General features: G+C 37.2%; 19 protein-coding genes and 1 rRNA gene. 9 read left to right on the top strand and 11 right to left on the bottom strand.

Annotated elements, in window-relative coordinates; translation table 11 throughout:
* Positions 1 to 593: RimK family alpha-L-glutamate ligase (locus tag H4J39_RS05555; protein WP_182226364.1), on the bottom strand; the 593-nt coding region annotated here is incomplete at its 3' end.
* A 149-nt stretch (positions 594 to 742) separates the two neighbouring features.
* On the opposite strand from H4J39_RS05555, the gene H4J39_RS05550 reads away from it, so the two are divergent.
* From H4J39_RS05550 to H4J39_RS05540, 3 genes are all read left to right on the top strand, one after another.
* Positions 743 to 1591 (top strand): LysR family transcriptional regulator, encoded by an 849-nt coding sequence (locus tag H4J39_RS05550; protein WP_182177744.1) that lies wholly within the window; start codon positions 743 to 745, stop codon positions 1589 to 1591.
* 77 nt (positions 1592 to 1668) lie between these two features.
* Positions 1669 to 2496, top strand: coding sequence for an alpha/beta fold hydrolase (locus H4J39_RS05545; RefSeq protein ID WP_182226363.1), 828 nt, complete (start codon positions 1669 to 1671; stop codon positions 2494 to 2496).
* Positions 2474 to 3394, top strand: coding sequence for a diguanylate cyclase (locus H4J39_RS05540; RefSeq protein ID WP_182226362.1), 921 nt, complete (start codon positions 2474 to 2476; stop codon positions 3392 to 3394). The genes H4J39_RS05545 and H4J39_RS05540 overlap by 23 nt, the downstream gene beginning before the upstream one ends.
* Positions 3395 to 3504: 110 nt before the next feature.
* On the opposite strand, the gene H4J39_RS05535 is transcribed toward H4J39_RS05540, so the two are convergent.
* Positions 3505 to 5691 carry an OsmC domain/YcaO domain-containing protein gene (locus H4J39_RS05535; protein WP_182226361.1) on the bottom strand — a complete coding sequence of 729 codons (2187 nt, stop codon included), beginning with the start codon at positions 5689 to 5691 and terminating at the stop codon, positions 3505 to 3507.
* Between the two features lie 381 nt (positions 5692 to 6072).
* Complete coding sequence (locus H4J39_RS05530; protein WP_182226360.1) at positions 6073 to 6486, bottom strand: hypothetical protein; 414 nt, start codon at positions 6484 to 6486, stop codon at positions 6073 to 6075.
* A 153-nt stretch (positions 6487 to 6639) separates the two neighbouring features.
* Between H4J39_RS05530 and H4J39_RS05525 the strand changes: the two genes are divergently transcribed.
* Positions 6640 to 7614: a tRNA-dihydrouridine synthase gene (locus H4J39_RS05525; RefSeq protein ID WP_182226359.1), complete on the top strand. Its 975-nt coding sequence runs from the start codon at positions 6640 to 6642 to the stop codon at positions 7612 to 7614.
* A gap of 254 nt (positions 7615 to 7868) precedes the next feature.
* Complete coding sequence (locus tag H4J39_RS05520) at positions 7869 to 8303, top strand: hypothetical protein (protein ID WP_182226358.1); 435 nt, start codon at positions 7869 to 7871, stop codon at positions 8301 to 8303.
* Positions 8304 to 8385: 82 nt separating this feature from the next.
* Here the strand turns inward: H4J39_RS05520 and ggt are convergent, their stop codons facing one another.
* Positions 8386 to 10149 (bottom strand): gamma-glutamyltransferase, encoded by a 1764-nt coding sequence (gene ggt, locus H4J39_RS05515; RefSeq protein ID WP_182226357.1) that lies wholly within the window; start codon positions 10147 to 10149, stop codon positions 8386 to 8388.
* Between the two features lie 24 nt (positions 10150 to 10173).
* A complete protein-coding gene (locus H4J39_RS05510) occupies positions 10174 to 10764 on the bottom strand; it encodes a tRNA-uridine aminocarboxypropyltransferase (protein ID WP_182226356.1) in 591 nt (196 codons plus the stop codon).
* Between the two features lie 139 nt (positions 10765 to 10903).
* Between H4J39_RS05510 and rrtA the strand changes: the two genes are divergently transcribed.
* The gene (gene rrtA, locus H4J39_RS05505; protein ID WP_182226355.1) at positions 10904 to 11506 is read left to right on the top strand and encodes a rhombosortase; all 603 of its coding nucleotides are present in this window, start codon (positions 10904 to 10906) and stop codon (positions 11504 to 11506) included.
* 79 nt (positions 11507 to 11585) lie between these two features.
* Here rrtA and H4J39_RS05500 read toward each other — a convergent pair whose 3' ends face one another.
* Positions 11586 to 14102: a prolyl oligopeptidase family serine peptidase gene (locus tag H4J39_RS05500; protein ID WP_182226354.1), complete on the bottom strand. Its 2517-nt coding sequence runs from the start codon at positions 14100 to 14102 to the stop codon at positions 11586 to 11588.
* Between the two features lie 309 nt (positions 14103 to 14411).
* On the opposite strand from H4J39_RS05500, the gene H4J39_RS05495 reads away from it, so the two are divergent.
* Positions 14412 to 16742: a YgiQ family radical SAM protein gene (locus H4J39_RS05495; protein WP_182226353.1), complete on the top strand. Its 2331-nt coding sequence runs from the start codon at positions 14412 to 14414 to the stop codon at positions 16740 to 16742.
* Between the two features lie 90 nt (positions 16743 to 16832).
* On the opposite strand, the gene H4J39_RS05490 is transcribed toward H4J39_RS05495, so the two are convergent.
* The 4 genes from H4J39_RS05490 to H4J39_RS05475 form a co-directional block, all read right to left on the bottom strand.
* Positions 16833 to 18251 (bottom strand): ATP-binding protein, encoded by a 1419-nt coding sequence (locus tag H4J39_RS05490; protein ID WP_182226352.1) that lies wholly within the window; start codon positions 18249 to 18251, stop codon positions 16833 to 16835.
* A gap of 57 nt (positions 18252 to 18308) precedes the next feature.
* On the bottom strand, positions 18309 to 18857 hold the full coding sequence (locus H4J39_RS05485) for a hypothetical protein (RefSeq protein ID WP_182226351.1): 549 nt from the start codon (positions 18855 to 18857) through the stop codon (positions 18309 to 18311).
* Positions 18858 to 18865: 8 nt separating this feature from the next.
* Positions 18866 to 20122, bottom strand: coding sequence for an ATP-binding protein (locus H4J39_RS05480; protein ID WP_182226350.1), 1257 nt, complete (start codon positions 20120 to 20122; stop codon positions 18866 to 18868).
* Between the two features lie 77 nt (positions 20123 to 20199).
* Positions 20200 to 21903 (bottom strand): bifunctional diguanylate cyclase/phosphodiesterase, encoded by a 1704-nt coding sequence (locus tag H4J39_RS05475; RefSeq protein ID WP_182226349.1) that lies wholly within the window; start codon positions 21901 to 21903, stop codon positions 20200 to 20202.
* Between the two features lie 173 nt (positions 21904 to 22076).
* Between H4J39_RS05475 and H4J39_RS05470 the strand changes: the two genes are divergently transcribed.
* Entirely contained in the window at positions 22077 to 23144 is a 1068-nt protein-coding gene (locus H4J39_RS05470; RefSeq protein ID WP_182226348.1) for a hybrid sensor histidine kinase/response regulator, read from the top strand.
* Between the two features lie 62 nt (positions 23145 to 23206).
* Positions 23207 to 23653, top strand: a complete 447-nt coding sequence (locus H4J39_RS05465; protein ID WP_182226347.1) for a response regulator — start codon at positions 23207 to 23209, stop codon at positions 23651 to 23653.
* A gap of 485 nt (positions 23654 to 24138) precedes the next feature.
* Here the strand turns inward: H4J39_RS05465 and rrf are convergent.
* Positions 24139 to 24239 (bottom strand): 5S ribosomal RNA (gene rrf / locus H4J39_RS05460); the annotation flags it as partial.

The following is a 24239-nucleotide window of genomic DNA, read 5'->3' as shown; positions in this document are numbered from 1 at the left end:
ACCACTTTGCCGCCAATCACTAAACAACGAATGTCTGCACCGCCCGCTTCTTTAATAAACTCTTGAACCAAAATGTTTGCATTTAAGCCCATGAACGCTTCAATAATCGCTTCTGCTGATTTAGCCGTATCAGCCAAAACCACTCCAATGCCTTGAGTGCCTTCAAGTAACTTAATAACAACAGGGGCGCCCCCTACATTTTTAATCAAATCTTTTGCGTTATCAGGCTTACTCGCAAAACCCGTGCGCGGCAGACCCAAACCTTTACGTGACAATAATTGTAATGAACGTAATTTGTCGCGTGAACGACTGATAGCCACTGACTCGTTAATATTGAACGTGCCCATCATTTCAAATTGTCTTGCCACAGCCGTACCGTAAAAGGTCACCGAAGCGCCAATACGCGGGATTATTGCATCATATTTAGGTAGCTCTTTACCGTGATAACGTACGGACGAGCGACTACTGGTGATATCCATGTAGCAATGTAGCGTGTCAATAATATCAACTTCATGTCCCATCGCTTCGCCCGCTTCTTTTAAGCGGCGTGTCGAGTAAAGTTTTTTGTTTCTAGATAAGATAGCAATTTTCATAATAAATCTTTGGATGATCACTCTTAATTTAATCATAAAAAGTGAGTTAATAAGTAGAATCAAGTGTATAGTCAGTTTATTAAATAATATAGCGCTATATTTTGATGGGTTTAATCAAATAAATTGATTAAATAACTTCAGGGGTTTATATGAAAATTGAACTATTAAAAACATTTCTCGAAGTAAGTCGAACATTACATTTTAGAATAGCTTCTGAAAATTTATTCATTACACAATCGGCGGTAAGTGCAAGAATTAAGTTATTAGAAGGTGATTTAGGTGTGTTGCTATTTGATCGCACTCAAAAACATTTAAAATTAACCCCCGAAGGTAATCGATTAATAAAACATGCGAATGAACTCTTGTTTATGTGGCAAAAAACCAAACAAGATGTCGGTGTAGCCGACAGCGACACTCATCAGCTAGTTGTTGGCTCTATGATGTCGATATGGGATATTGTTTTACAAGATTGGTTAAAAAAAATTCATCGTAATCTTGATGATGTTAGTTTATTGACCAACACATACTCACCATTAGAGTTGAGGAAAAGTTTGCTCAGTCGAGTAGTCGATATTGCTTTTTTATTTGAGCCTCCTTTTGTAAAAGATTTAATTACTGAAAAAGTGGCTACGGTTCCTTTACATCTGGTGACCACAGAGCCAAATGACATGGCAGAGACACTTTTATTAGACAACCATATTATGGTTGATTATGGAGAGTCGGTGAATGCACGCCACTTACGAGAATTCCAAGATGCGCCACCTGCAAGGCACTATATGAGCCAACCAAGAATAGCGCTAAACTTTTTATTAGACGCTGGAGGGAGCGCCTACCTGCCAAGACAAATGACTTTTGAGTATATCGAAAAAAACAAACTCTATATTGTCGAAAAGGCGCCAGTATACTCACGAGAGATATTTGCCGCTTACTTAGCTAAAAGCCAAAAGACAGACCTCATTGAACAAACCATTCAATTATTTCCGTCTGTGGTAATATAAACGTAATGTCAATGTTAATTTTAATGTTAATGTGGTAACTTTTAGTTGCTATATGAAAATTTTTAATAGGAAATGTTATGCCGTTGTCAAATGATGTGCTTGTTAGAAATAATGTTAAGTTGATTGGAAAAGGCGAAAAAACACTTTTTCTTGCTCATGGCTTTGGTTGTGATCAAAACATGTGGCGATTTTTAACGCCTAAGCTATTGAGTCAATTTACCATTGTATTATTTGACTATGTCGGCTCTGGTGGTTCAGATATATCACAATACAACAAAAAACGTTATAGTCAACTTGAGGGGTATGCCGAAGATATTATTGAAATAGCTGAAGTACTGCAGCTATCCGATGCAATCTTTATCGGGCATTCAGTAAGCAGTATTATTGGTGCGATTGCCGCTACTCAAAGGCCTGATTTTTTTTCTAAACTTATCATGATATGCCCTTCTCCTTGCTTTCTAAACTTTCCTCCTGAATACTTGGGTGGCTTTGAAAAAGAAGATCTACTCGAGCTATTAAGCCTGATGGATAAAAACTATATTGGTTGGGCTGATTATTTAGCCCCATTGGTGATAGGAAATGATAATTCAACGGATTTAATAGGAGAGTTAACGGGAAGTTTTTGCTCTACCGACCCTGTTATAGCGAAGAATTTTGCTGAGGCAACATTTTTATCTGATTATCGCCATATTTTACAAGAAATAAAGCAACCTTCATTAATTTTTCAAAGTAAAAATGATGCCTTGGCTGCCACGACTGTGGGTGAGTTTATTCATAGCCAAATAAAAGATAGTCAACTGGAAGTGGTTCTGGCTGACGGACATTGTTTACATATGACGCATCCGAACGAAATTGTCGACTTAATAATAGAATACGCAAAAAATGACCACAACACGCAAAAGTAAAGCACAAAGTAACATGCAAAATTATTCGCTGGATAGTTTTCCTTGCGGTGCTTTAGTCACTAATTCGTCAAGAGTTATTACCTATGTTAATGCATATTTTACCACTGAACTATTCTGGCAACCAGAAGCGCTTATCGGTAAAAGTACAGATGTGATTTTCACAAAATCATCAAAAATATTTTTTCAAAGTTATCTCATTCCAACACTTTTACATGAAAAAACCTGTGAAGAAATGCAGTTAATTATATTTAATGCTCAAGGGAGACGCATTCCAGTAACCGTTAACGCACATTTAGGTGATGATGGCTGTATTTATTGGAGCTTTTTTAATGCCTCTAAAAGAGACCAACTTTATAATGAATTATTAAAAACCCGCGAAACATTAGAAGAACAAGCAGAAGAGTTGAAATTATTTGCTTCTACTGACGAGTTAACCGAGTTATTAAATAGAAGAGAAATGAAATACCGAAGTATATTAGTCCTTGAGCAGGCAGCAAGATCTCATCAGTCGGTTGGTTTGTTAATGCTCGATATTGATTACTTTAAGAAAGTAAATGATAACTTTGGCCATTTAGAAGGAGATCGTGTATTAAAAGAGCTTGGTCAAAAATTAAAAGCCTTTTGTCGACAAACAGACCTCGTTGCTCGCTTTGGTGGTGAAGAGTTTTTGATCATGCTACCTGACACAGACAAAGTGAATGTTTTATTATTTTGTGAAAGATTACATCAATTAATCGCTGACATTACGGTTGACAATAAACCATTAACGGTAAGTATTGGTGCCAGTATTTGTGACGATAAAATATCATTTACTGACTTTTACGCTCAGGCTGATAATGCCGTATATAAAGCAAAAAAACTTGGTAGAAACAGAACCGAGGTGTATGAAGCTGATTAATACACATTAAACTTAATACTAATACTAATACTTAAAAAATTTAAATACCCAGCGTTTAATAAAAAGCCAATATCTATAGTAGATATTGGCTTTTTGCATTATATTTTTTGCTATTTTTCAGCCGCTACTTTACGCGCTTGGTGTAATTTCTTGTAGCTTTCAATCAACCTCAGGTGCTTATCTAAGCCTTCAAGTTTCATACTTGTTGGTGTTAAACCATAAAATTTGACTTCACCAAAGACCGAACCAACCACTTGTTCCATAGTCTCTTCACCAAACATTCTATTGAAATTACCTATAAAATCTTCAAGTTCCATCTCTTCGTCGAGGGTAACTTCTAATACAGCATGCACCGCTTGATAAAATAAACCGCGCTCAACCGTATTGTCATTGTATTGTAAAAACTCTCCAACTAATTCAATAGCCTCATCTAAAGCGCCTAAGGCAAGATAAATAAGAATCTTTAATTCAAGGATAGTGAGTTGTCCCCAAACGGTATTTTCATCAAACTCAATACCTATTAGTGTTTTTATATCAATGTAGTTATCTTGTTGGCTATCTTCTAAACGCTCAACTAAAGCGACTAATTGTTCTTCATTTAAAATGTGAAGGTTTAAAATATCTTCACGGTATTCAAGTGACTTATTGGTATTGTCCCAAATAAGGTCTTCAACGGGGTACACTTCTGAATAGTCAGGCACTAAAATGCGACAAGCAGTAGCGCCAAGTTGATTAAACTCTGCGATATAGACTTCTTTACCTAACACTTTTAAAATGTTCATTAAGACAGTATTTTCTTCTTCATTCGTGCCAGAAAAGTCCCATTCACAAAATTCGTAATCGTGTTTACTACTAAAGAAGCGCCAAGAAACAACACCGGTTGAGTCAATAAAGTGATCAACAAAATTTTCAGGCTCTGTCACTGCCATGCTATTAAATGTAGGTTTAGGTACGTCGTTTAACCCTTCAAAGCTTCTCCCTTGAAGCAACTCAGTTAAGCTACGCTCAAGCGCAACTTCAAAACTTGGGTGAGCACCAAATGAAGCAAAAACGCCACCGGTTTTAGGGTTCATCAGTGTTACACAAATCACTGGAAATTGACCACCTAACGACGCATCTTTTACGACAACAGGAAACCCCTGCGCTTCTAGCCCTTCAATACCGGCTAAAATACTTGGGTATTTTGCAATAACCGCTTTAGGTACGTCAGGTAAAACGATTTCTTGTGCAATAATTTTCTTTTTAACTGCACGTTCAAATATTTCTGACAAACATTGCACTTGTGCTTCAGGTAAATTATTACCAGCACTCATACCATTACTTAAAAATAAATTTTCAATGAGGTTTGATGGAAAATAGACGGTTTCACCATCAGATTGTCGTATATAAGGGATTGAACAAATCCCTCTTTCAGCTAAACCTGAATTAGTGTCTATAAGGTTTGACCCTCTTAGTTCGTCATCAGGATTATAAATATCTAAACAATAGTCGTCTAGAATATCGCTGGGTAATTCATCATTTTCGCCCGGTTTAAACCATTTTTCGTTCGGATAATGCACAAAATCACTGTTAGCAATGTCAGTACCGAAAAACTGATCGTTATAAAAGAAATTACAATTAAGGCGTTCGATAAATTCACCGAGTGCCGAGCAAAGTGCACTTTCTTTAGTCGCTCCTTTACCGTTAGTAAAACACATCGGTGATGCTGCATCACGAATATGCAACGACCAAACATTAGGAACGATATTACGCCAAGAAGATATTTCAATTTTCATACCTAAGTCAGACAAAAGACCTGTCATATCAGCAATCGTTTGTTCGAGCGGTAAATCTTTACCTAAAATATAGGTGCTGGCATCGTCATCTGACTGCACCATGAGCATCGCTTGCGCATCTTCTTCAAGGCTTTCTACTATTTCTACTTTAAACTCTGGCCCACTTTGAACGACTTTTTTAACTGTACAACGATCGATTGAACGCACTATGCCTTTACGGTCTTTCTCTGAGATAGAGTCGGGTAATTCGACCTGAATTTGAAAAATTTGGTTATAACGATCTTCAGGATCGACAATATTGTTTTGCGACAGTCTAATATTTTCAGTCGGAATATCTCGTGAATTACAATACACCTTAACAAAGTATGCAGCACAAAGTGCCGACGATGCTAAAAAGTAATCGAATGGGCCTGGTGCAGAACCATCACCTTTGTATCGAATAGGTTGGTCTGCTATGACAGAAAAATCATCAAACTTAGCTTCAATTCTAAGATTGTCGAGATAATTTACTTTGATTTCCATTGAATAATTTCCGGAGTTTTGCGCTATAACTCATCTGTATCTGACTTTAGCGACTGCCTAGCGGCTGACTGTAATAAATAACCCCTATTATCTGTTTTTTCGCGACATTAGTCTTGGGAAAAATACATTAATTAATAAACAAAGTGTTTAAAATGAAAATAGAATGGAAAAAATGAAGAATAGCTTTTTATGTGAGTTTTTAAATACCGTTATAAAACTGATAAAAACAACGTCTATTGTTTGTTTGTAGCAACGATACGGGTAATAACGTAAAGAGGGCGTTAAGTAATAAACCTAGCAATTAAACATAACAAAGCTATTTTAATTTAAGATTAAAATAGCTTTGTAAAAAGTATATTTCGTTAATTTTATTATTAAAAATTAACCGCCACACTTTTTAGTTTTAGCTTTACCTTCGCCACATTTACCTTCACCGCACTTACCTTTCTTTTCTGCTTTACCTTCACCACATTTGCCTTCGCCGCATTTTCCTTTCTTTTCTGCTTTGCCTTCGCCACATTTACCTTCGCCGCACTTACCTTTTTTAGCGGCTTTAGCTTCTCCACATTTTCCTTCGCCGCACTTACCTTTCTTTTCGGCTTTACCTTCACCACATTTTGTTTTTTCGTCAGCTTTGCCTTCGCCACATTTTCCGCTAGCATCTACTGCAGTTATCGTTACAATGCTTTGAGTTTCAAAAGGGTTAGTTTCTGCTTTTACGGGTGCTGATACGGCAAGTGCTAAAGCAAATAGGCCTAATAGAGCTGTCATTGATGATTTTTTCAAAAGTTTCATTATGTTTTCCTTTAATTTTATAATTTTGGCACTACATATGTAAGCTAAGAACAAAGACCCTTGGCGCTATAAATAAATTTCAATAAAGTTGAAAAATATTTATTCACTTTTAGATAAATCTTATCACTCACTTTTGAGGTTACTCGCAGATCTATGAATACTCAAGTTAAAAAAGTTGTTTTAGCGCCAATGGAAGGTGTTGCCGATGCTTTAATGCGTCATCTATTAACCTCCTTAAATAATTACGATTTTTGTATTACAGAGTTTCTACGTATCGTTGACCAACTATTACCCGAGCGGTGTTTTTATAAAGTGTGCCCTGAGTTAGAACAACAAGGATACACGCAGGCAGGTACACCGTTAAGAATGCAGCTACTTGGCCAAGAGCCAAATTGGATGGCAGAAAATGCAGTTCGTGCCATAGAACTCGGTTCACATGGTTTAGATCTAAATTTTGGTTGTCCTGCTAAAACGGTAAATAAAAATCGTGGTGGTGCCGCATTACTGAAAACCCCTGAAGATATTTATAGAATAGTGTTGGCGGTAAAAGAAGCCGTTGGCGAAAATGTGATACTTTCAGCAAAAATTCGTTTGGGCTTTGATGACGCCTCGTTGTTAGATGAAATAGTTAGTGCAATAACGTCTGCCAAGGCGGATCAACTCACCATTCATGCAAGAACTAAAGCTGATGGCTATCGTCCTCCTGCTTATTGGCACTTCATTGCTGACATTGTAAAAAGGTACCCAATAGAGATTTTCGCGAACGGTGAAATATGGAATTTAGCAGATGCCCACCGCTGTATTGAAGAAAGCCACACCCCAAATTTGATGCTGGGTCGTGGTGCACTTGCGCTACCAAATTTAGAGGCAGTAATAAAAAACAACCAACAACCTATGCCTTGGCACCAACTTTGTTCGCTACTTAAAAAGTACAGTGAACTTGAATTAGTTGGTGATAAAAGCTTTTATTTTTCAAGTCGATTAAAACAATGGTTACGCTACTTAAGATTACAATACCCAGAGGCTGAACAATTATTTAATGATATTAAAACCTTAAAAGACAAACAAACGATTATAAGCTTATTAGATAAGTCAGCCATTAATATCAGTCATAACGCCTCACGCTAAAATATCTAGCGGCTTACCCCTCCGCTTTTTATTAAAAACATTTAGTTAATGACTCAAAATAAAGATGAGTAATAAAAATACCCGCACACTATCACTTGGTATTTTTTATTACGGTGTCATTGATTAAAAAATCAAATAGTTACTTTACGTTATTTAATTTCAATAATATTTGAACTTTTATAATATTTATCACTAACCAACTAAAAATTTCAGGTAGTATATAAATATACTACGACGACTAATACTTGAAACTTATGAACTATTTAAAATTAATAATCATCTCATTTACGCTCATGCTTACTGCTTGTACAGAAGATGAAAGTGGAGATATCAAGGCTTCTGATAGCCCAGAGGTTGTTGCTGTTGCTTTTTTTGATGCACTTTACAACGAAAAAAATGTTAAAAAAGCGGCCAAAGTATGTAGCCCTCAATTATCTCGAATTATCTTACATTACAAATCACCAAGAGCAGTTGCTCGCCATTTATTTAATATGTCTTACGATAGTGTTGTTGCATCACCCGATGACAGCGGTGTAAAAGTTCGTGAGCAATTTAAAGATGCAGCAGAAATTACTGTTTATTTTGATGGCTTGTATGACAATAATAGAATAAAAGACGTTAAACGCTTATCGCTCATTCAGATAGACGGCGACTGGGTTATTGATAAAATATTAAAAGATCCTTTCTAGTTTTTTAGGTGTTCGTATAACGACTAACTTTTGACCTGTCTACATTGACCTATCCGACCACTGGATAGGTCAAATAATGAACTTACTCGCCTAACACAAGTCCTTCCCTACGCGGATCCGCTCCGCCAATGAATCCTTTATTTGTAACTTCGATAGCATGAAGTCCACTGTTTAAATCTCTAATAATAATATTATGCCCCTTTGCTTCTAAGGCTGCTTTTAGTAAGACAATATCAGTGCCCTTTTCTAAGGTTGTTACATTATTACGGTTGGTCACTTTAGGTAAGTTTATCGCTGATTGTGGATCTAATTTCCCGTCAATCACACCAATAATGGTTTGCGCTACATAATCAATGATCCGACTGCCGCCAGGAGAACCCACTACAAGCTTAAGAGACTTGTCAGCATTAAAAACCATTGTAGGCGCCATCGAGCTTCTTGGTCTTTTTAAGGGTTCAAGTCGATTAGCGACCCATTGACCATTAACTTTTGGCGTTAAAGAAAAATCAGTTAATTGATTATTTAAAATAAAACCTTCTACCATCACCGCTGATCCAAATGCCATTTCAACACTTGTGGTCATTGATATTGCATTGCCGTCTCTATCAATAATAGAAATATGACTCGTTGAAGGTAACTCCAAAGCAAGATCATCTGCTTGTACTAAAGCACCTTGTGGTTTACCTGCTTCGGCTTTACCCATATCGCTATCTGTATTAATTAATGTTGAACGTTCTGCTAAATATTTGGGCGAAATGAGTCCGTCAACGGGTACATTAACAAAATCATCATCAGCAATGTATCTATTACGATCAGCAAACGCTAAACGTGAACTTTGTGTGAATAAATGCACCGTTTGTAAACTCGTCACTCCCTTTTCGGCTAACGGGTAAGACTCTAGTTGTCCCAGAAGTTGAATAACGGCAACGCCGCCTGAACTTGGTGGAGCCATACCACAAACGTTATAATCATGATAAGCACCACAAACTGCAGCGCGTTGCTTTGGCTGATAATGCGCTAAATCTTGCAACGAGAGTTTCCCTGGGGCTATGCTAGAGTTTTGTACTGCATCAACAATTTTTTTAGCGATCCAGCCATGATAAAAAGGTGCTAAGCCTTCTTTTGCAAGACTACGATACACCGCAGCGAGTTTTTTATTTTTTAAACGGTCGCCGGCTTTTATCGCAATATTATTAGGGAAAAAATATTTCTTAATTTCAGGAAGCTGACTAATACCTGGGTTAAATTGCATTGCGACCAATTTTTCTAGGCGCGGAGAAACTATAAAGCCCTGCTCGGCAAGTACTATTGCTTCAACAAATAATTCCGACCAGGCCAACTTTCCATATTGTTGATGTGCTTTTTTAAGTGCAGACAACACGCCAGGTACACCTACAGACCGGCCACCAACCACAGCTTTTATCCAAGATATGGCGTTACCCTTTTCATCAAGAAATAGCTCAGACGTTGCCTCTTTTGGCGCGGTTTCTCTGCCATCAAAGGTTGTTAAAAATTTTTTACTTTTATCCCAGTGCAAAATAAAAGCACCACCGCCGATACCAGATGACTGAGGCTCAACTAAGGTCAGTACCAATTGCACAGCAATTGCGGCATCGATAGCACTGCCCCCTTTTTTTAAAATATTAAAACCAGCTTCACTAGCATACGGATTAGCGGCTGCGATCATAAATTCTTTAGCGGTTACGGCTTGCTTTTGCATAACGCCCGTAGCAGCTTCTGGTTCTCGGTCCTCTTGTTTTTGTATAACGTCAGCTTGACTAGAAAATATAAAAGCAAGCGATAGTGTTATTATACTTAAGCGCTGAGAAAGTTGAAATCGAGACATAGTTTTCCTTAATAAATACACGTACTAGTTGGGGTTAAACGATAACTGAAATTGGTTAAATGCGACAAAAGACACTAATAATGGCTGGTATCTATTGGCTCTACTCTGCTGATGCTCTAAGACACCCAGAGCATAACAACAGGCTTCTAACGATGATAGCGCATTTCTTTTTGTTGTTTTTCTTATTTTATACTGACCAACAATATCATTGGCTAAAGTAAAATGTGGAAGTTGTTGCAGCCACGTATTAGTCATGAACATTTTATAGGCTTTTTTCCAAGTACCATCTAAAATAAACAAGCACTTAGGCGAAAAAAAATCGCTACTTTTTTCACTTAATACCGTAGCGTTATCAGATGGATACAAAACGGCACACTGGTGTTCATATTGCTTAAGCAACAATTGTATTTCGAGGTTGTCGGTAAAGTTTTCACCAATAATAACCTGGCTGTTTTTTAATGACTGATGCAATAAGGTGACACTACCCTTACTTTGTTTTACTTCTAATGGGTGTTGTAAAATCACGACATAAATATCATTATCAACGACGGTGACTAAATGACATATACAGGATTTTTCAGGACGTTCACATTTCAAACAATATGCTCGGGTCATCAATTTGTACTTAGCTATATAATGATTAGAGAAATAGTTTACGCTGTTCGTTATTAAACGTTAAGAATATTTTCAATATAAAAAATAACATAAATACAGTAAAGTACATTTTTACTCTTTGTTTATATAAGCGCATTTAATGAGATTTTCTTTTTCTAGCTTTCCCACAACGCCTCAACAAGTATCCGTCCCTTTACTCGTATTATGTATTTCTCTGCTTGCTTATATATTTGATGCTCGTTTAAGTGAGTTTTTTGTTTATCAGCGAAGTTTGGTCACCCAAGGTGAAGTGTGGCGTGTCTTTAGTAGTCATTTCTTTCATACAAATGGCTTTCATTTTCTTTTAAATGCGGCTGCTGTTGTGATGTTATGGGCTTTGCATGGCCAGTTTTATACGATAAAAAGTTATCTTGTCGTTTTTCTAATAAGCGCGATAGTTTGCTCTATTGGCATACATTGGTTTTCACCCAACATTGGACAATACGTTGGCTTGTCAGGTGTTTTACATGGGTTATTTATTTGGGGAGCTATTGAAGATATCAAAGCAAAAGAGCGGACCGGCTATTTATTACTGCTGGGGGTGATATTAAAAATAACTCACGAACAATACTATGGCGCAAGCAAAGATGTTGCTGACTTAATTGGGGCAAATGTCGCCATAAATGCGCATTTATGGGGAGCAATAGGTGGCGTACTCGCCGTATTTTTTTTAATGATAATAAAATCAAAAACTAAAAAGTAATTCTTTTAACCCAAATAAAAAAGGCACCACTCTTTATAGTTAAGAATGGTGCCTTTTGTTGTCTCATTACTGAATAAATTTACAACGTATTTTCGAATAACTTATAAATACGTCTATATTCATTTAACCAAGAGCTCGGTTGTACAAAACCATGAGGCTCAACCGGATAAATAGCCGTTTCAAAGTCTTGTTTTTCCAATTCTATTAGACGCTGAACTAAACGGACGGTATCTTGAAAAAACACGTTATCATCAACCATTGGAGCATTAATTAATAAGGGTTTTTCTAATCCTTCAGCAAAATAAATCGGTGAACTTCTTTCATAGGCAATGGCATCATCGCCTGGAGTATTCAGTATATTTGAAGTATACCCATGATTATAATAAGCCCAATCAGACACTAAACGCAGTGCTGAGCCAGACTGAAATAAATCAGGCTGAGTGAACATAGACATTAGCGTTAAGAACCCACCATACGAACCGCCATAGGTACCAATACGTTTACGGTCAACATTGGCATTTTCAACTAACCAGTTAACGCCATCACGCATATCTTGTACTTCAGGTTTGCCCATATGACGATAAATAGCAGTTCGCCAATCACGTCCGTAACCTGCCGAAGCGCGGTAGTCCATATCTATAACAACATAACCTTGTTGAACTAACAGACTGTGGAACATGTACTCGCGAAAATAGCCTGACCAACCTAAGTGTGAATTTTGTAAATATCCGGCGCCATGACTAAACATCACCGCACGGTTTTTCTCACTGGTTTTATCAAAGTTTTCGGGTAAATAAACACGAGAATAAACAGGTTCGTCTTGATATGAAGAGGGAACAGCAACAACACTTGGCGCAGTCCATGGCATACTTAAGAACTTTTCAGACACGGTATGCGTTAAACGAACAGCCGTTGCATTATCATTAAGTGTTTGTACATAAAGCTCTGGGGGCATAGCAACAGTGGAATGTTCAATTAAAAGCGTTGAGTCATCAGGGCTTAATGAATAGTCATTCATACCGCCTAAATTAGTTAATGCACTAAACTCTCCGGATTTAACGTCCACTTGATAAATTTCATAAATACCGGGATGCTTTTTATTGGCTTTGAAGACAAAACGTGATTTGTCTTGCGTTAAACTTACCTCACTAATTTCAAACTGACCACGAGTAAGTTGTTTGGCTTTCCCTGTTAAGTTTTTACTGTAGAGATGCGAATAGCCCGTTTCTTCTGAAAGGTAGTACAAGGTGTTGTCGCCCTTTAACCAACCAAATTCATTAAAGCTCCAGTTGATCCAAGCATCGTCATGTAAACGATGTTGTGACTCTAATTTGTTCTCCATTAAATTAACCGTAGTTAGCCAACGGTCTTTGTTATCCCAAGCTTCTAATAGAACAGCAACTTGCTTACCGTTTTCATGCCATTTAATAGGTGAATTTGCTTGCATAACATGAATATTACGTTTCGATTTTTCTGATTCATAAACCTTTCCTTCACGTTTATAGTTTTCAGCTTTTACGCTTGCTAAAACATCTTCATCAGCGCCCGGTAAAACATCGTAAGCTAATGGGAATATTTGACCCGACTTTAAATCAAGTAAAAAAAGTTCATCATTATATTGGCGATTATCAGCCACTCTTTGACGTACTTTTTTCGCTTTTATATGGCCATCATCCGCAATATAGTTGGGCATAATATCACTATCGGCTTGACTTGATTTACTGCTACTGATGCTTACAATAAGCTTGTCGCCATTAGGTGATAAACTTGCATGATTAATGCGCTTGTCTTCACCTAAGTAAAAGTCACTTTTGGTCAGTGTTGAATTTTGTGACTTTAACGTTTCTTGTTGATTTTTTCTTAGTTCATTATTTCTTTTTTGCAAAGCAACATAAGCAATTAACTCATGTTGTTCACTGGCAATATAGCTTTGTTCATTTTTAATTTCTTCAGGATCTTTTTTTAGTTGTAAATGGGCTAATTCAATAACCTTATTACGAGATAAGTCATGCTCAAAAAATTTATTACCCACACGATAAGCGACATTACCATTATTTAAAAACATTGCTGAATATTCGTATGCTGAAGTATAAGTCAGTTGTTGAACACTTAAATTAGCGAGTTCTTTTACGAAAACATTACCTTCAAAAGTATAAACCTCATGGGTATTGGCTTGGTTTCTTTGTGCATAAATGTCACTAACAATGTGCATTTGCGCTAATTTTACTTTTTCAGCTTGATCGCCCGTAGTGCTTTGACGGAATAAATCATTTAACGGACTGCCAGCGCGCTTTTGTTTATAGAAGATAGTTTGATTGTCATCTCCCCAGTACCAACTCTGTGGTGAACGGCCCATCCAATCGGGATCAGACATGATTTTTTCGAGTGTAATAACAATATCACCATTTGCTGACACTGATTCTACTGGCATCACTTTTTTAGCAACGGTGGTAAGTTTAACTTCTTTAGAGACTTTAGCGACGGCGGTTTTTGAAGAGTTATCACTTAAAATGGTTTCAGCTGATTGGTCGTTAGTGGTTGTTACACAGGCAACTAAAGACAAACTTATAGCAGCTGTTAATATTTTTATTTTCATAGGTAAGAGACTTATTTTAATAATGAATTTTAATAATAGAGAGCAGATAACTAGTTATACTCAACCCAATAAATTTATACAATCAAATAGTAAATTTAACTTGTAGCAATGTGTAATCTTATGCGACCAACGGGCATAAACTTACGTCATAATGAATTTACCATTTGTAATTCTTTCACATAAACAATTAAGGCTACATTTAAAATCGTAATTTGCTATAATCGCGCGCCTCGGCCAATACATCAAATTAAGTCTTTGTGTATTGATCGACGACAACAAAATACTATTAACACAATCCTAGGCTAAATTATGATCACACAAGTAAAAACCTCTTTGTTCGAATACCCAAAATATTGGGCTGAATGCTATGGAACAGCGCCGTTTTTACCGATGTCTCGTCAGGAGATGGATGTATTAGGTTGGGATTCATGCGATATAATTTTAGTGACCGGCGATGCTTACGTTGATCATCCAAGCTTTGGTATGGCAATTATTGGTAGAATGTTAGAGTCTCAAGGATTTCGTGTTGGTATTATTGCGCAGCCTCAATGGCATACAAAAGATGCATTTATGGAATTAGGTCAGCCTAATTTATTTTTTGGTGTTACTGCCGGCAATATGGATTCTATGATTAATCGTTATACCGCTGAACGAAGAATGCGTCATGATGATGCCTATACGCCAAATGATGAAGGTGGCAAACGTCCAGATAGAGCAGTAACAGCTTATACTCAACGTTGTAAAGAAGCTTATAAAGGTGTACCAGTAATCATTGGCGGCATAGAAGCCAGTTTACGCCGTATTGCTCATTATGATTACTGGACAGACAAAGTTCGTCAGTCAGTATTATTTGATTCAAAAGCTGATCTGCTTGTTTATGGTAATGCCGAACGTCCATTAATTGAAATAGCTCATCGTATTGCAAACGGTGAGGAAGTTAAAAATATTACCGACGTACGTGGTAGTGCATTCTTAGCCAATCAAGTGTTACCCAACTGGAAAGGTATCGATTCAAGATCAATTGATAAGCCTGGAAAAATAGATCCCATTATCAGTCCGTATCAAGAAATAACCTCTACTGATTGCTCTGAGAATAGCGCTGAAGCAGATGCTGCAGTTGCAAACACTGATACTGATATTACTAAAACAGCACAAGTGATTGAACTATCTCCCCATAGAGCTGATCAACACAGAAATAAATCTTGGGCTGATAAGAAGAAACCATGGGAAACGACCTATATTAATTTACCGACCTTTGAACAAGTTCGTGATAATAAAGTGCTCTATGCTCATGCATCACGTATCTTTCATCAGGAAGTTAACCCTACGTCCGCAAAACCCTTAGTGCAGCGTCATGGCAGCAGAATTATTTGGCTAAACCCGCCAGCAACACCTTTAACGGAAAGTGAAATGGATGGTGTGTTTGGGTTACCTTATGCTCGCGTACCACACCCAAGTTATGGTGATGCAAAAATTCCCGCCTACGACATGATAAAAACGTCTGTGAATATAATGCGTGGTTGTTTTGGTGGTTGTACTTTTTGTTCTATAACAGAGCATGAAGGGAGAATTATTCAAAGTCGTTCGCAAGAATCAATACTCAATGAAATAAAAGATATTCAACTGAAAGTACCCGGTTTTACCGGTGTAATATCTGATTTAGGCGGTCCAACCGCAAATATGTATCAGCTAAACTGTAAAAGCGAAAAAGCTGAAGCGACGTGTCGTAAGCCTTCATGTGTATGGCCAACAATATGCGGTCATTTAGATACAGACCATACACCGACGATTGAACTATACCGTGCGGCAAGAAAAATTCCTGGCATTAAAAAAGTATTGATAGCGTCTGGTGTCAGATATGATTTAGCGATTCAAGACCCAGAATACGTTAAAGAATTAGCGACTCATCATGTTGGAGGTTATTTAAAAATAGCCCCTGAGCACACTGAAGAAGGTCCGCTAAATAGTATGATGAAGCCTGGTATGGGCAGCTATGATAAATTTAAAGAAATGTTTGATCATTATTCTAAGTTAGCGGGCAAAAAACAGTATTTAATTCCTTATTTTATCTCAGCACATCCTGGTACAACAGATCGTGATATGGTGAATTTAGCACTGTGGTTAAAAAGTAATGACTTTAAACTTGACCAAGTACAAAACTTTTACCCTTCACCTTTAGCAAATGCGACAACTTTGTATCATACAGAGATAGATTCATTGCGTAACGTCAATAAAAACAGTAAGACTGTTACTGTTCCCAAAGGTACTATTCAGAGACGTTTGCATAAAGCTATTTTACGTTATCATGATCCAGCTAACTGGCCAATGCTCCGCCAAGCTTTTACTAAGATGGGTTTAGGAAAGACACTTATTGGCTCTAAACCAGGTTGTCTTGTACCAAACGAAACTCGTGGTGAGAAAGAACAGCAACATTATAAAAATAATGGCAAAGGAAAAAATAACGCTAAAGGTAACAAAACGACTTTTGGCAAGAAACCCGTAGCAAGTAAAACAGGATATGGTAAAAAGCCACCAACAAGTGCTACTGGCGATAAGGGTAAACAAGGCTTAACACGTTTTTCTGAGAACCAGTTTAATGATAGAAAGCCAAAACAGCCCTTTGGTAGTAAGAAAAAGTAATACGGCTAATGTACTCAATTAAATAACCTATTACTTAATAAGTAATAGGTTATTTAAAAAAGATGACGTATCGTTAAAAAAGCTCATCTTTTAATCTTTAATGATATTTGGAAATTCAAGCGTAAAACAACATCCTTCACCTAATGTAGAATCAATTAACACCTTTCCGTGATGCTTTTCCATAATTGTTTTAACTATAGTCAAGCCCACTCCCGTCCCCTTGGTTGTCGATAGCTTTTCAAAGATAGTAAAAATCAATGCCTGATATTTAGGGTCAATACCTATACCATTATCCTTCACGTGGATCAGAGTAGATGTTGCTGTTTGTGTCGTAAATACTTTAATAACCAAAGGGTGAGAAGGCTCTCGATAACGAATAGCATTACTCAGCAAGTTCAATAACCCTTGAGAAAGTAACCGTTCATTGGCATTAACCGTATGCAAAATTTCTGTAAAATCAATTTCAGCACTTGATTCTTGAATGGCTTCCTCTAAGGCAATACATTGCTGTTCAACCACCGTTTTAACATCAATTTTAGCTGTGGTGATAGCTTGTCGTACAATACGTGACAAGTCGAGTAGGTCTGTTAATAACATTTCCATATTATTAACATTTTGCATAATTCTGTCTAACCGATGCCTTTGTTTTTCTGTCAATGCATCGACAAGTTCTAATTTTAATTTTTGGCTGAATGCACCGATAGTTACTAATGGTGACTTAAGATCGTGTGACACGGTATAAATGAACTGTTCCATCTCTCTATTCTTATTCATTAGCTGTTTGTTGAGTATGGTACCCTGACGTTTTTCTTTTTCAACGTCTTGCATCATACTCAATAAAATAGCTTGTGAGCGAAGCATATCCGCTTTATGACCTTCCATTTTGATATTTAACGCGTTACTTCGAATAAGCGCTTTTTGTTGATCTTGAAAAAAAAACCGAATAATAGCAACTAACGTGAATAGCAAGGCAATCAGCACAATGAAACCTATTTTAAGGCTATGGTGGAGTATGTCAGACATTTCAGATTCTAGTGCAAGAGAAATACTCTCAAAGACCGACTTTATTTCAACACGAGACGGTTCATCGTTGTAACGCAAGTGTTGGTCAACTTCACGCACAGTCATATTTTTTTCAGTGAGCTCTGGCAGTAAAGATAATCTGTCTTTATAAGCTGTTAGCATATCCCTAGCCGCCTCCATTTTAAGATGGCCAAGAATTAACTGACCTTGCTCCTCAATTTTATCCAACAGGATGGTTGCCTTACGATAATTTTCAAAAGCATCATAACGATAGTTAGAGTCTTCTGGTCTCAATATAGCATTTTTAAAATTATGTATTAAACCAACGTAGCCAATCTGATTTTGAAATTCAAGGATCACCGTATAGACCGAAACCCGTTTTTCTCTCATGTCTTTTTGTTTTGACCCATAATCAAGCGCAACAAGCACTTCAAGTGTGATAAAAAAAAGCAACAACGCAGTCAGCACAGCATTCTTAGAGTTCATTAATGATCCTAATTATATTGACTTAACGGATAGGTTTTTATAGTAGACAATGAATTTTTAGACATCATAAGTATCCGCTCGGTTAAGTTCAACCATTAAGGCGTTGACCTCTTTTTTCAATTCGATGATCCGCTCTTCTCGGTCAAGTGTTGCTGAATAAACAGAGCTCATTTGCCCATTTTTATGTTCAAGAGCTTCTATTTCAATAAGTGCACGATTGTATTTAACTTCTACGCCCGGCAGTTGAATAAGACTAGATAGTTTTGGCGCCAAGACAATCGCGGTCAAAATAGAGGTAAAAGCCGTTAACGCTTTTAGCCATCCCTGATATTCATACGCAGGATACCAGGTAACATAAATGGCAACAAAATGAGTGGTTCCACAAAAAAAGATAAATGCCATAAATAGCGCAAAAATGTCTTTATATGGCACACTTTCTTTTCTTTTATACAGTAAGATCCCAAGAATAATAGTAATAAGATAATACGCAATACCGATGGTTACATCAGAGATAACATGGGTCCATAATATATCGGGTCGCCAAAGGTAACAGTGACCGTGTGGCATAAAATTGGGGTTAGCAAATTGTTGTAACCATTCGTTCATCTGTATTCCTAATATGAGTTTATTTGTGGGTTATTACCATTATTAGTGCATGCTTTTGGAAAACGCAATTCAAAGCGACTTCCTTGACCTATTTCAGAAACTAACGTTACCAAACCATTATGTTTATCCATAACCGCCTTTACGATACTCAGACCTATACCAGTCCCTTCACCTTTAACAATCTGTTCAAACACATCAAAAATACGTTGATGATCCGATTCCTGTATCCCTATTCCATTATCACTGATAAACAAAGAGACACTAGTTTCAGATTCTTCAGTATAAATTTTTAATTGTAAATCACGCTCGGAGCTTCGATACTCAATAGCATTGATTAACAAACTATTGACACATTGACAAAATAGCGAGGGAGCAATCAAAATTGAATGAAGAGGACTCGCTATAGTGAATTCAACAGTCAACTCTCTATTTTGTGTTAACAGTCTGTCCCAGCTTTTTTTAAGAAGAGGGGTAATATCATTGGGTGTTTTGATAATATCTCCCTTCATTACTCGAGAAAGATCTAACAAATTAGTCAATAAGTCCCCCATATGTTTTACATTTTCAAGGATCCTATTAAAGCGATGTTGCTGTTTTTCGGTGGTATTATCTAATAATTCTTTAGCTAAGGTGGTAGCAAAACCAGTAATGGTGACTAAAGGAGATTTTAAGTCATGTGATACGGCAAAGATAAACTGCTCAAGCTCTTTATTCTTTGCCGTTAAAGTTGTAGTCAAAGCACTTGCTTGTGCTAAAAGGTCATGCTGAATTTGCTCCGCTTTCTTTAGTTCCAATTGTGCAACGACTTGCTGTGCAATAATTTCTAGCTGCCTTTTTTGAATATCTGTTAACTGCGAAGGTTTATTATCTATTGCACACAACGTGCCTAATCGGAACCCATCAGTTGTAACCAAAGGAGCACCCGCATAAAAAATAACTTGTGTGGCGCCTGTGACTAAAGGGTTGTCATAAAAGCGCTTATCGGTGCGACTATCTCGTACTTCAAACACCTGATCCTGGAGAATAGCATGCGCGCAAAAAGCGATATCTCGTGGCGTCTCTTGTACTTCAAGACCGTAATGAGATTTGAACCATTGTCGTGACTCATCAATAAAAGAAATTAGCGCTATAGGCGTACCACAAATACTCGATACTAGTTCTGTTAGCTGGTCATATGCAGGCTCTGCTGGTGTATCTAAAATATTATACTTATTCAACGCGTCTAAACGAGCTAATTCATTGTTGGGTAGTGAAGCTGATATCATCTTTTTACCGCTCGCTTATCACTTGTACCTTATTGTACAAGTGCGTTGAAATACAAACTAAAAAAACCTTGAGTTAATCAACCTTGCTCGAGTAGCTTTTCCTCTAACAAATTAGCTGGCATAGGCTTACCAAGCAAGTAACCTTGTATTTTATCTATTTTTAATTCATGACAAATGGTTAATTGACTGGGTGTTTCAATCCCTTCGGCAACAACAATAAAATCGAGTAATTTAAGCATCATAGTGACTGCTTCCAACAAGCTTTTTTTATTGTTATCAGTAGAATATTTGTCTTGTAATGACTTATCTAATTTAACGATATCAATGGGAAAATTGTTTAAATGAGCAATAGAGGAAAAACCCATACCAAAATCATCTAAGGCAACTTTAAACCCTTGAGACGAAAGTGAACAGAGTGTTTGACGTGTGATATCGTTATCTTCCAACAATGCTGTTTCAGTAATTTCTAACGTTATTGTACTGGACTCAAGCCCATGCCTTAGTGTTTCGTCTATGATTTTTTGAGTGAGTTGAGTGTCCTGTAATTGTAGCGCTGAGATATTAATGGCCATCGTAAAGTTACGGTCAAAACGCATTTGCCATGATGCAAGGTCTGTCAGCGCAGTGGTGAGTACCCACTGACCAAGATCATGAATCAAACGCGTTTCTTCTGCAATAGGAATAAATTCGTCAGGTGTATATGAATTAGGCGTATCTGGCCATCTGATCAGGGCTTCAACACCTTTAATTCTTGCACTGTGAGCAGAAAAAACAGGTTGATAGAAGAGTCTAAATGAAGAACTCCTGAGAATTTCACTCATTTCACTTTGAATTAAAAATCGACGGTTAAACTCATTCTGATAATGTGATTCATAAAACCTTAAAGCATTTTTACCATTTTGTTTCGCGCGGTACATCGCGATGTCAGCACATTTGACCAATTGGACACGGCTATCTGCATCACTAGGATACAACGCAGCGCCAATGCTAACCGTGCATTTAATTCGCTGCCCTTCGAACAGAAAAGGTTTTTTAAATGAGCTTAATATACGATTAGCAATCATATTAACTTCTTCAGCGGAGTGGACATTCGCTAATGTGATAGCAAACTCATCACCACCAAGTCTTGCAAATCCATCATTGACTCTTAAGCATTCTTTGACTCGACCAACAAAGTCAACCAACAGTTTATCTCCTGCATGATGACCGAGGGAATCATTAACGTACTTAAAATCATCTAAATCCAAAGCAAGCATACCAACAGAGAGTTTTGAACGGTCGCTATTAGCAATCATGAACTTTAATGTTTCATCAAAATAATAACGGTTATGCAGTCCAGTGAGTTGATCTGTTTCAGCCATGTTTTTTAAAGCGAGATAGCTTTCACGCATCCTTTGTTCCATTTCGAAGCGTTTTTTGGAATGAATAATCGCTTGATGGAGTTTGATATGGGATATATCGATTTTAGAAATGAAATCTTGTGCTCCCGCTTCAATACAATTGAGTGCTATTGAACTATCTTGTGCTGCACTGATAACGATGATGGCAGTATCACCCAAATTTGGCCTAGAGCGAATATCGATAATTAATTCAATGCCATTGACCTCAGGCATGTGATAATCAAGTAAAATCACATCAAAATTTTCTGTATCTATTAATGCTAGTCCTTCAATAACAGAGTCAGCATCTTTTACTTCATATTCATTGTGTAAAGAAGTACTTAGTGCTCTTTTAACCAGCGCGATATCAATTTCATCATCGTCAACAATTAGTATTTTCATTAGGTATCCTAGCTAGGACATCTGTTTTGAAATACAAACACAAGGACATCCGTCGTCTTAAGTGAAAATCAACAATACCATTGATACACATTTACATTAGCAACCTAAATTGATAATGTCTAATTTTAATGGGTCGTTTCACGTGAGCTTTATGACAACGGAGAACAAATATCATGAAAGTAATAGTGATAGAAGACAACCCTGATCATTTCGAGATTATTGAAGATGCCTTTGCCTCAATTACAGAAATACAAGCCACTATTGTAAGAGCTGAAACCTTATTAGCCGGTAAAGAAAGACTTTCTGCTGAATATTTCGATATATGCTTATGTGACTTACAGCTTCCCGATTCAGCAATAAATCAAACTGTGGCATGGTTAAGTTTACAAACTAATTCACTGCCTATGGTAATACTAACCTCTTTAAACAGTATTGAGATCGCTCAAACATTACTTAATAAAGGCGTACAAGATTATTTATCTAAAGATGAGTTAACACCACAATTACTTTATAAAACATGTAGATATGCTATTGAAAGATTCAGACATCAACAAGAAGTCGCGGGATACAATCAAGATATGCAAATATTCTGTGCAAGCTTGTCACACGACTTCAATGGGCATATTAGCCGTATAATGGGCGTCTCAAAAGCCTTGAAGTCAGATTTAATCAAGAGAACTGATTGCACAGTTGATGAATTAAAATGGTTTGACTATCTCGATAAAAGTACAACAGAAATACATAACTTAGTTTCTGATTTACAGCGCTATCTATCACTTGGCTATACAAATCAAACATTCGAGAAAGTCAGTTTAAAACGCGTTGTTGATAAGGTTATTTCTTCTCTGAAAAACGCAACCCAAATTAGTTTTGAAGTAAAAATAAGCAATGAACTTGTTACGATCAAAGGTAATATGGCACTGCTTCAAGTGCTCTTTCAAAATCTTATAGCTAACAGCATAAAATTTAATAGCCGTTCTCCAACTATTGATATATCGACTAAAGATATTGGAAATTATGTTCAGGTTATCATACAGGATAACGGGATTGGTTTTGACCCGGTTCACGCAGAGAAAATATTTTCGCCGTTTAACAGGCTTGCCAATGGTAAGAAGTTTGCCGGGTCGGGGTTAGGATTAAGTATCGTCAAGCGCATCATAGAACATCATAATGGCAGTATCGAAGCATATTCAGAATTAGCCGTAGGAAGTAAGTTCACCCTTACGTTTAAAAAAGACTAAGCTTATTGCTCGAGTTAATAAATATTACGTCTTAACAACCTAAAACTATCAGAGGGAAAAATGTGGATAACCTTAAACCTATTTCAGCATTAATGGTTGAAGATAATATTGATCATGCAGAGTTGATGATAGATGCTTTCAACGATTTTAATATCAAGAATACGATAGCGCATGTTATGAATGGAGAAGAAGCTATTGCCTACTTAAGAAACGAATCTCCTTTTGAAGATCGCAATATATTCACACGTCCAGATATTGTTTTTTTAGACATTAGAATGCCAAGGCAAGGTGGTATTGCAACGTTAAAAATAATTAAGGACGATGCGAAGCTGTGTGGTATTCCTGTGGTGATGATAAGTACTTCGAGCACAACGCCAGAAATAGAGGAATGTTACAGTTTAGGGGCCAGCGGCTACATTACGAAACCACTACAGTTTGATGATTTTTCAAAGAAAATGAAAGAACTGAACTATTACTGGGTGCTAACCTCTGAGTTACCTGCTAAATAAATTTCACTAATATCATAATATTCTTGCCTAACCTCAGCCATCAACAGTTTTTGTTGGCTATCTTTAAATACCAGACAGCATAAAGCCCAAGGCTTACGGATCGGGCTTCTGACGTGTAGGGATATACTAATGTCGCGTTGCCAAGGATGGCAAAGAGCGACCTTAATAGGCGCGGAGAATGTGCTGCCTCACATGGGCTTTACTCAACATAAGGCACACGACCAGCGGCGTACCTGTAATCTTGTACGCAATTTTGTTGATTTTTATGTTTTTAAATCCCAGAAAGCAAAAAGCCCGACTCTTTCGAATCGGGCTTCTCTTAATAGGCGCGGAGAATGTGCTGCCTCACATGGGCTTTACTCAACATAAGGCACACGACCAGCGGTGCACCTGTAATCTTGTACGCAATTTCGGTGATTTTTGTGTTTTTAAATCCCAGAAAGCAAAAAGCCCGACTCTTTCGAATCGGGCTTCTCTTAATAGGCGCCTAGCAATGTCCTACTCTCACATGGGAACTCCCACACTACCATCGGCGCTACTGCGTTTCACTTCTGAGTTCGGAATGGGATCAGGTGGTGCCACAGTG

The organism is Colwellia sp. Bg11-12, from assembly GCF_014076955.1.
Classification (GTDB): Bacteria; Pseudomonadota; Gammaproteobacteria; order Enterobacterales; family Alteromonadaceae; genus Colwellia_A.
The sequence above is the reverse complement of the archived record's forward strand: the minus strand, read 5'-3'. Positions and strand labels throughout refer to the sequence as shown.

Bases quoted from the DNA above. Each gene is read 5' to 3' on its own strand.
- H4J39_RS05520 (WP_182226358.1), top strand. From the start codon at position 7,869: ATGAACTATTTAAAATTAATAATCATCTCATTTACGCTCATGCTTACT.
- H4J39_RS05540 (WP_182226362.1), top strand. From the start codon at position 2,474: ATGACCACAACACGCAAAAGTAAAGCACAAAGTAACATGCAAAATTAT.
- H4J39_RS05550 (WP_182177744.1), top strand. From the start codon at position 743: ATGAAAATTGAACTATTAAAAACATTTCTCGAAGTAAGTCGAACATTA.
- H4J39_RS05475 (WP_182226349.1), bottom strand. From the start codon at position 21,903: ATGAAAATACTAATTGTTGACGATGATGAAATTGATATCGCGCTGGTT.
- H4J39_RS05535 (WP_182226361.1), bottom strand. From the start codon at position 5,691: ATGGAAATCAAAGTAAATTATCTCGACAATCTTAGAATTGAAGCTAAG.
- ggt (WP_182226357.1), bottom strand. From the start codon at position 10,149: ATGTCTCGATTTCAACTTTCTCAGCGCTTAAGTATAATAACACTATCG.
- H4J39_RS05545 (WP_182226363.1), top strand. From the start codon at position 1,669: ATGCCGTTGTCAAATGATGTGCTTGTTAGAAATAATGTTAAGTTGATT.
- H4J39_RS05530 (WP_182226360.1), bottom strand. From the start codon at position 6,486: ATGAAACTTTTGAAAAAATCATCAATGACAGCTCTATTAGGCCTATTT.
- H4J39_RS05490 (WP_182226352.1), bottom strand. From the start codon at position 18,251: ATGAACTCTAAGAATGCTGTGCTGACTGCGTTGTTGCTTTTTTTTATC.
- H4J39_RS05480 (WP_182226350.1), bottom strand. From the start codon at position 20,122: ATGATATCAGCTTCACTACCCAACAATGAATTAGCTCGTTTAGACGCG.
- H4J39_RS05510 (WP_182226356.1), bottom strand. From the start codon at position 10,764: ATGACCCGAGCATATTGTTTGAAATGTGAACGTCCTGAAAAATCCTGT.
- rrtA (WP_182226355.1), top strand. From the start codon at position 10,904: ATGAGATTTTCTTTTTCTAGCTTTCCCACAACGCCTCAACAAGTATCC.
- H4J39_RS05495 (WP_182226353.1), top strand. From the start codon at position 14,412: ATGATCACACAAGTAAAAACCTCTTTGTTCGAATACCCAAAATATTGG.
- H4J39_RS05485 (WP_182226351.1), bottom strand. From the start codon at position 18,857: ATGAACGAATGGTTACAACAATTTGCTAACCCCAATTTTATGCCACAC.
- H4J39_RS05500 (WP_182226354.1), bottom strand. From the start codon at position 14,102: ATGAAAATAAAAATATTAACAGCTGCTATAAGTTTGTCTTTAGTTGCC.
- H4J39_RS05525 (WP_182226359.1), top strand. From the start codon at position 6,640: ATGAATACTCAAGTTAAAAAAGTTGTTTTAGCGCCAATGGAAGGTGTT.
- H4J39_RS05470 (WP_182226348.1), top strand. From the start codon at position 22,077: ATGAAAGTAATAGTGATAGAAGACAACCCTGATCATTTCGAGATTATT.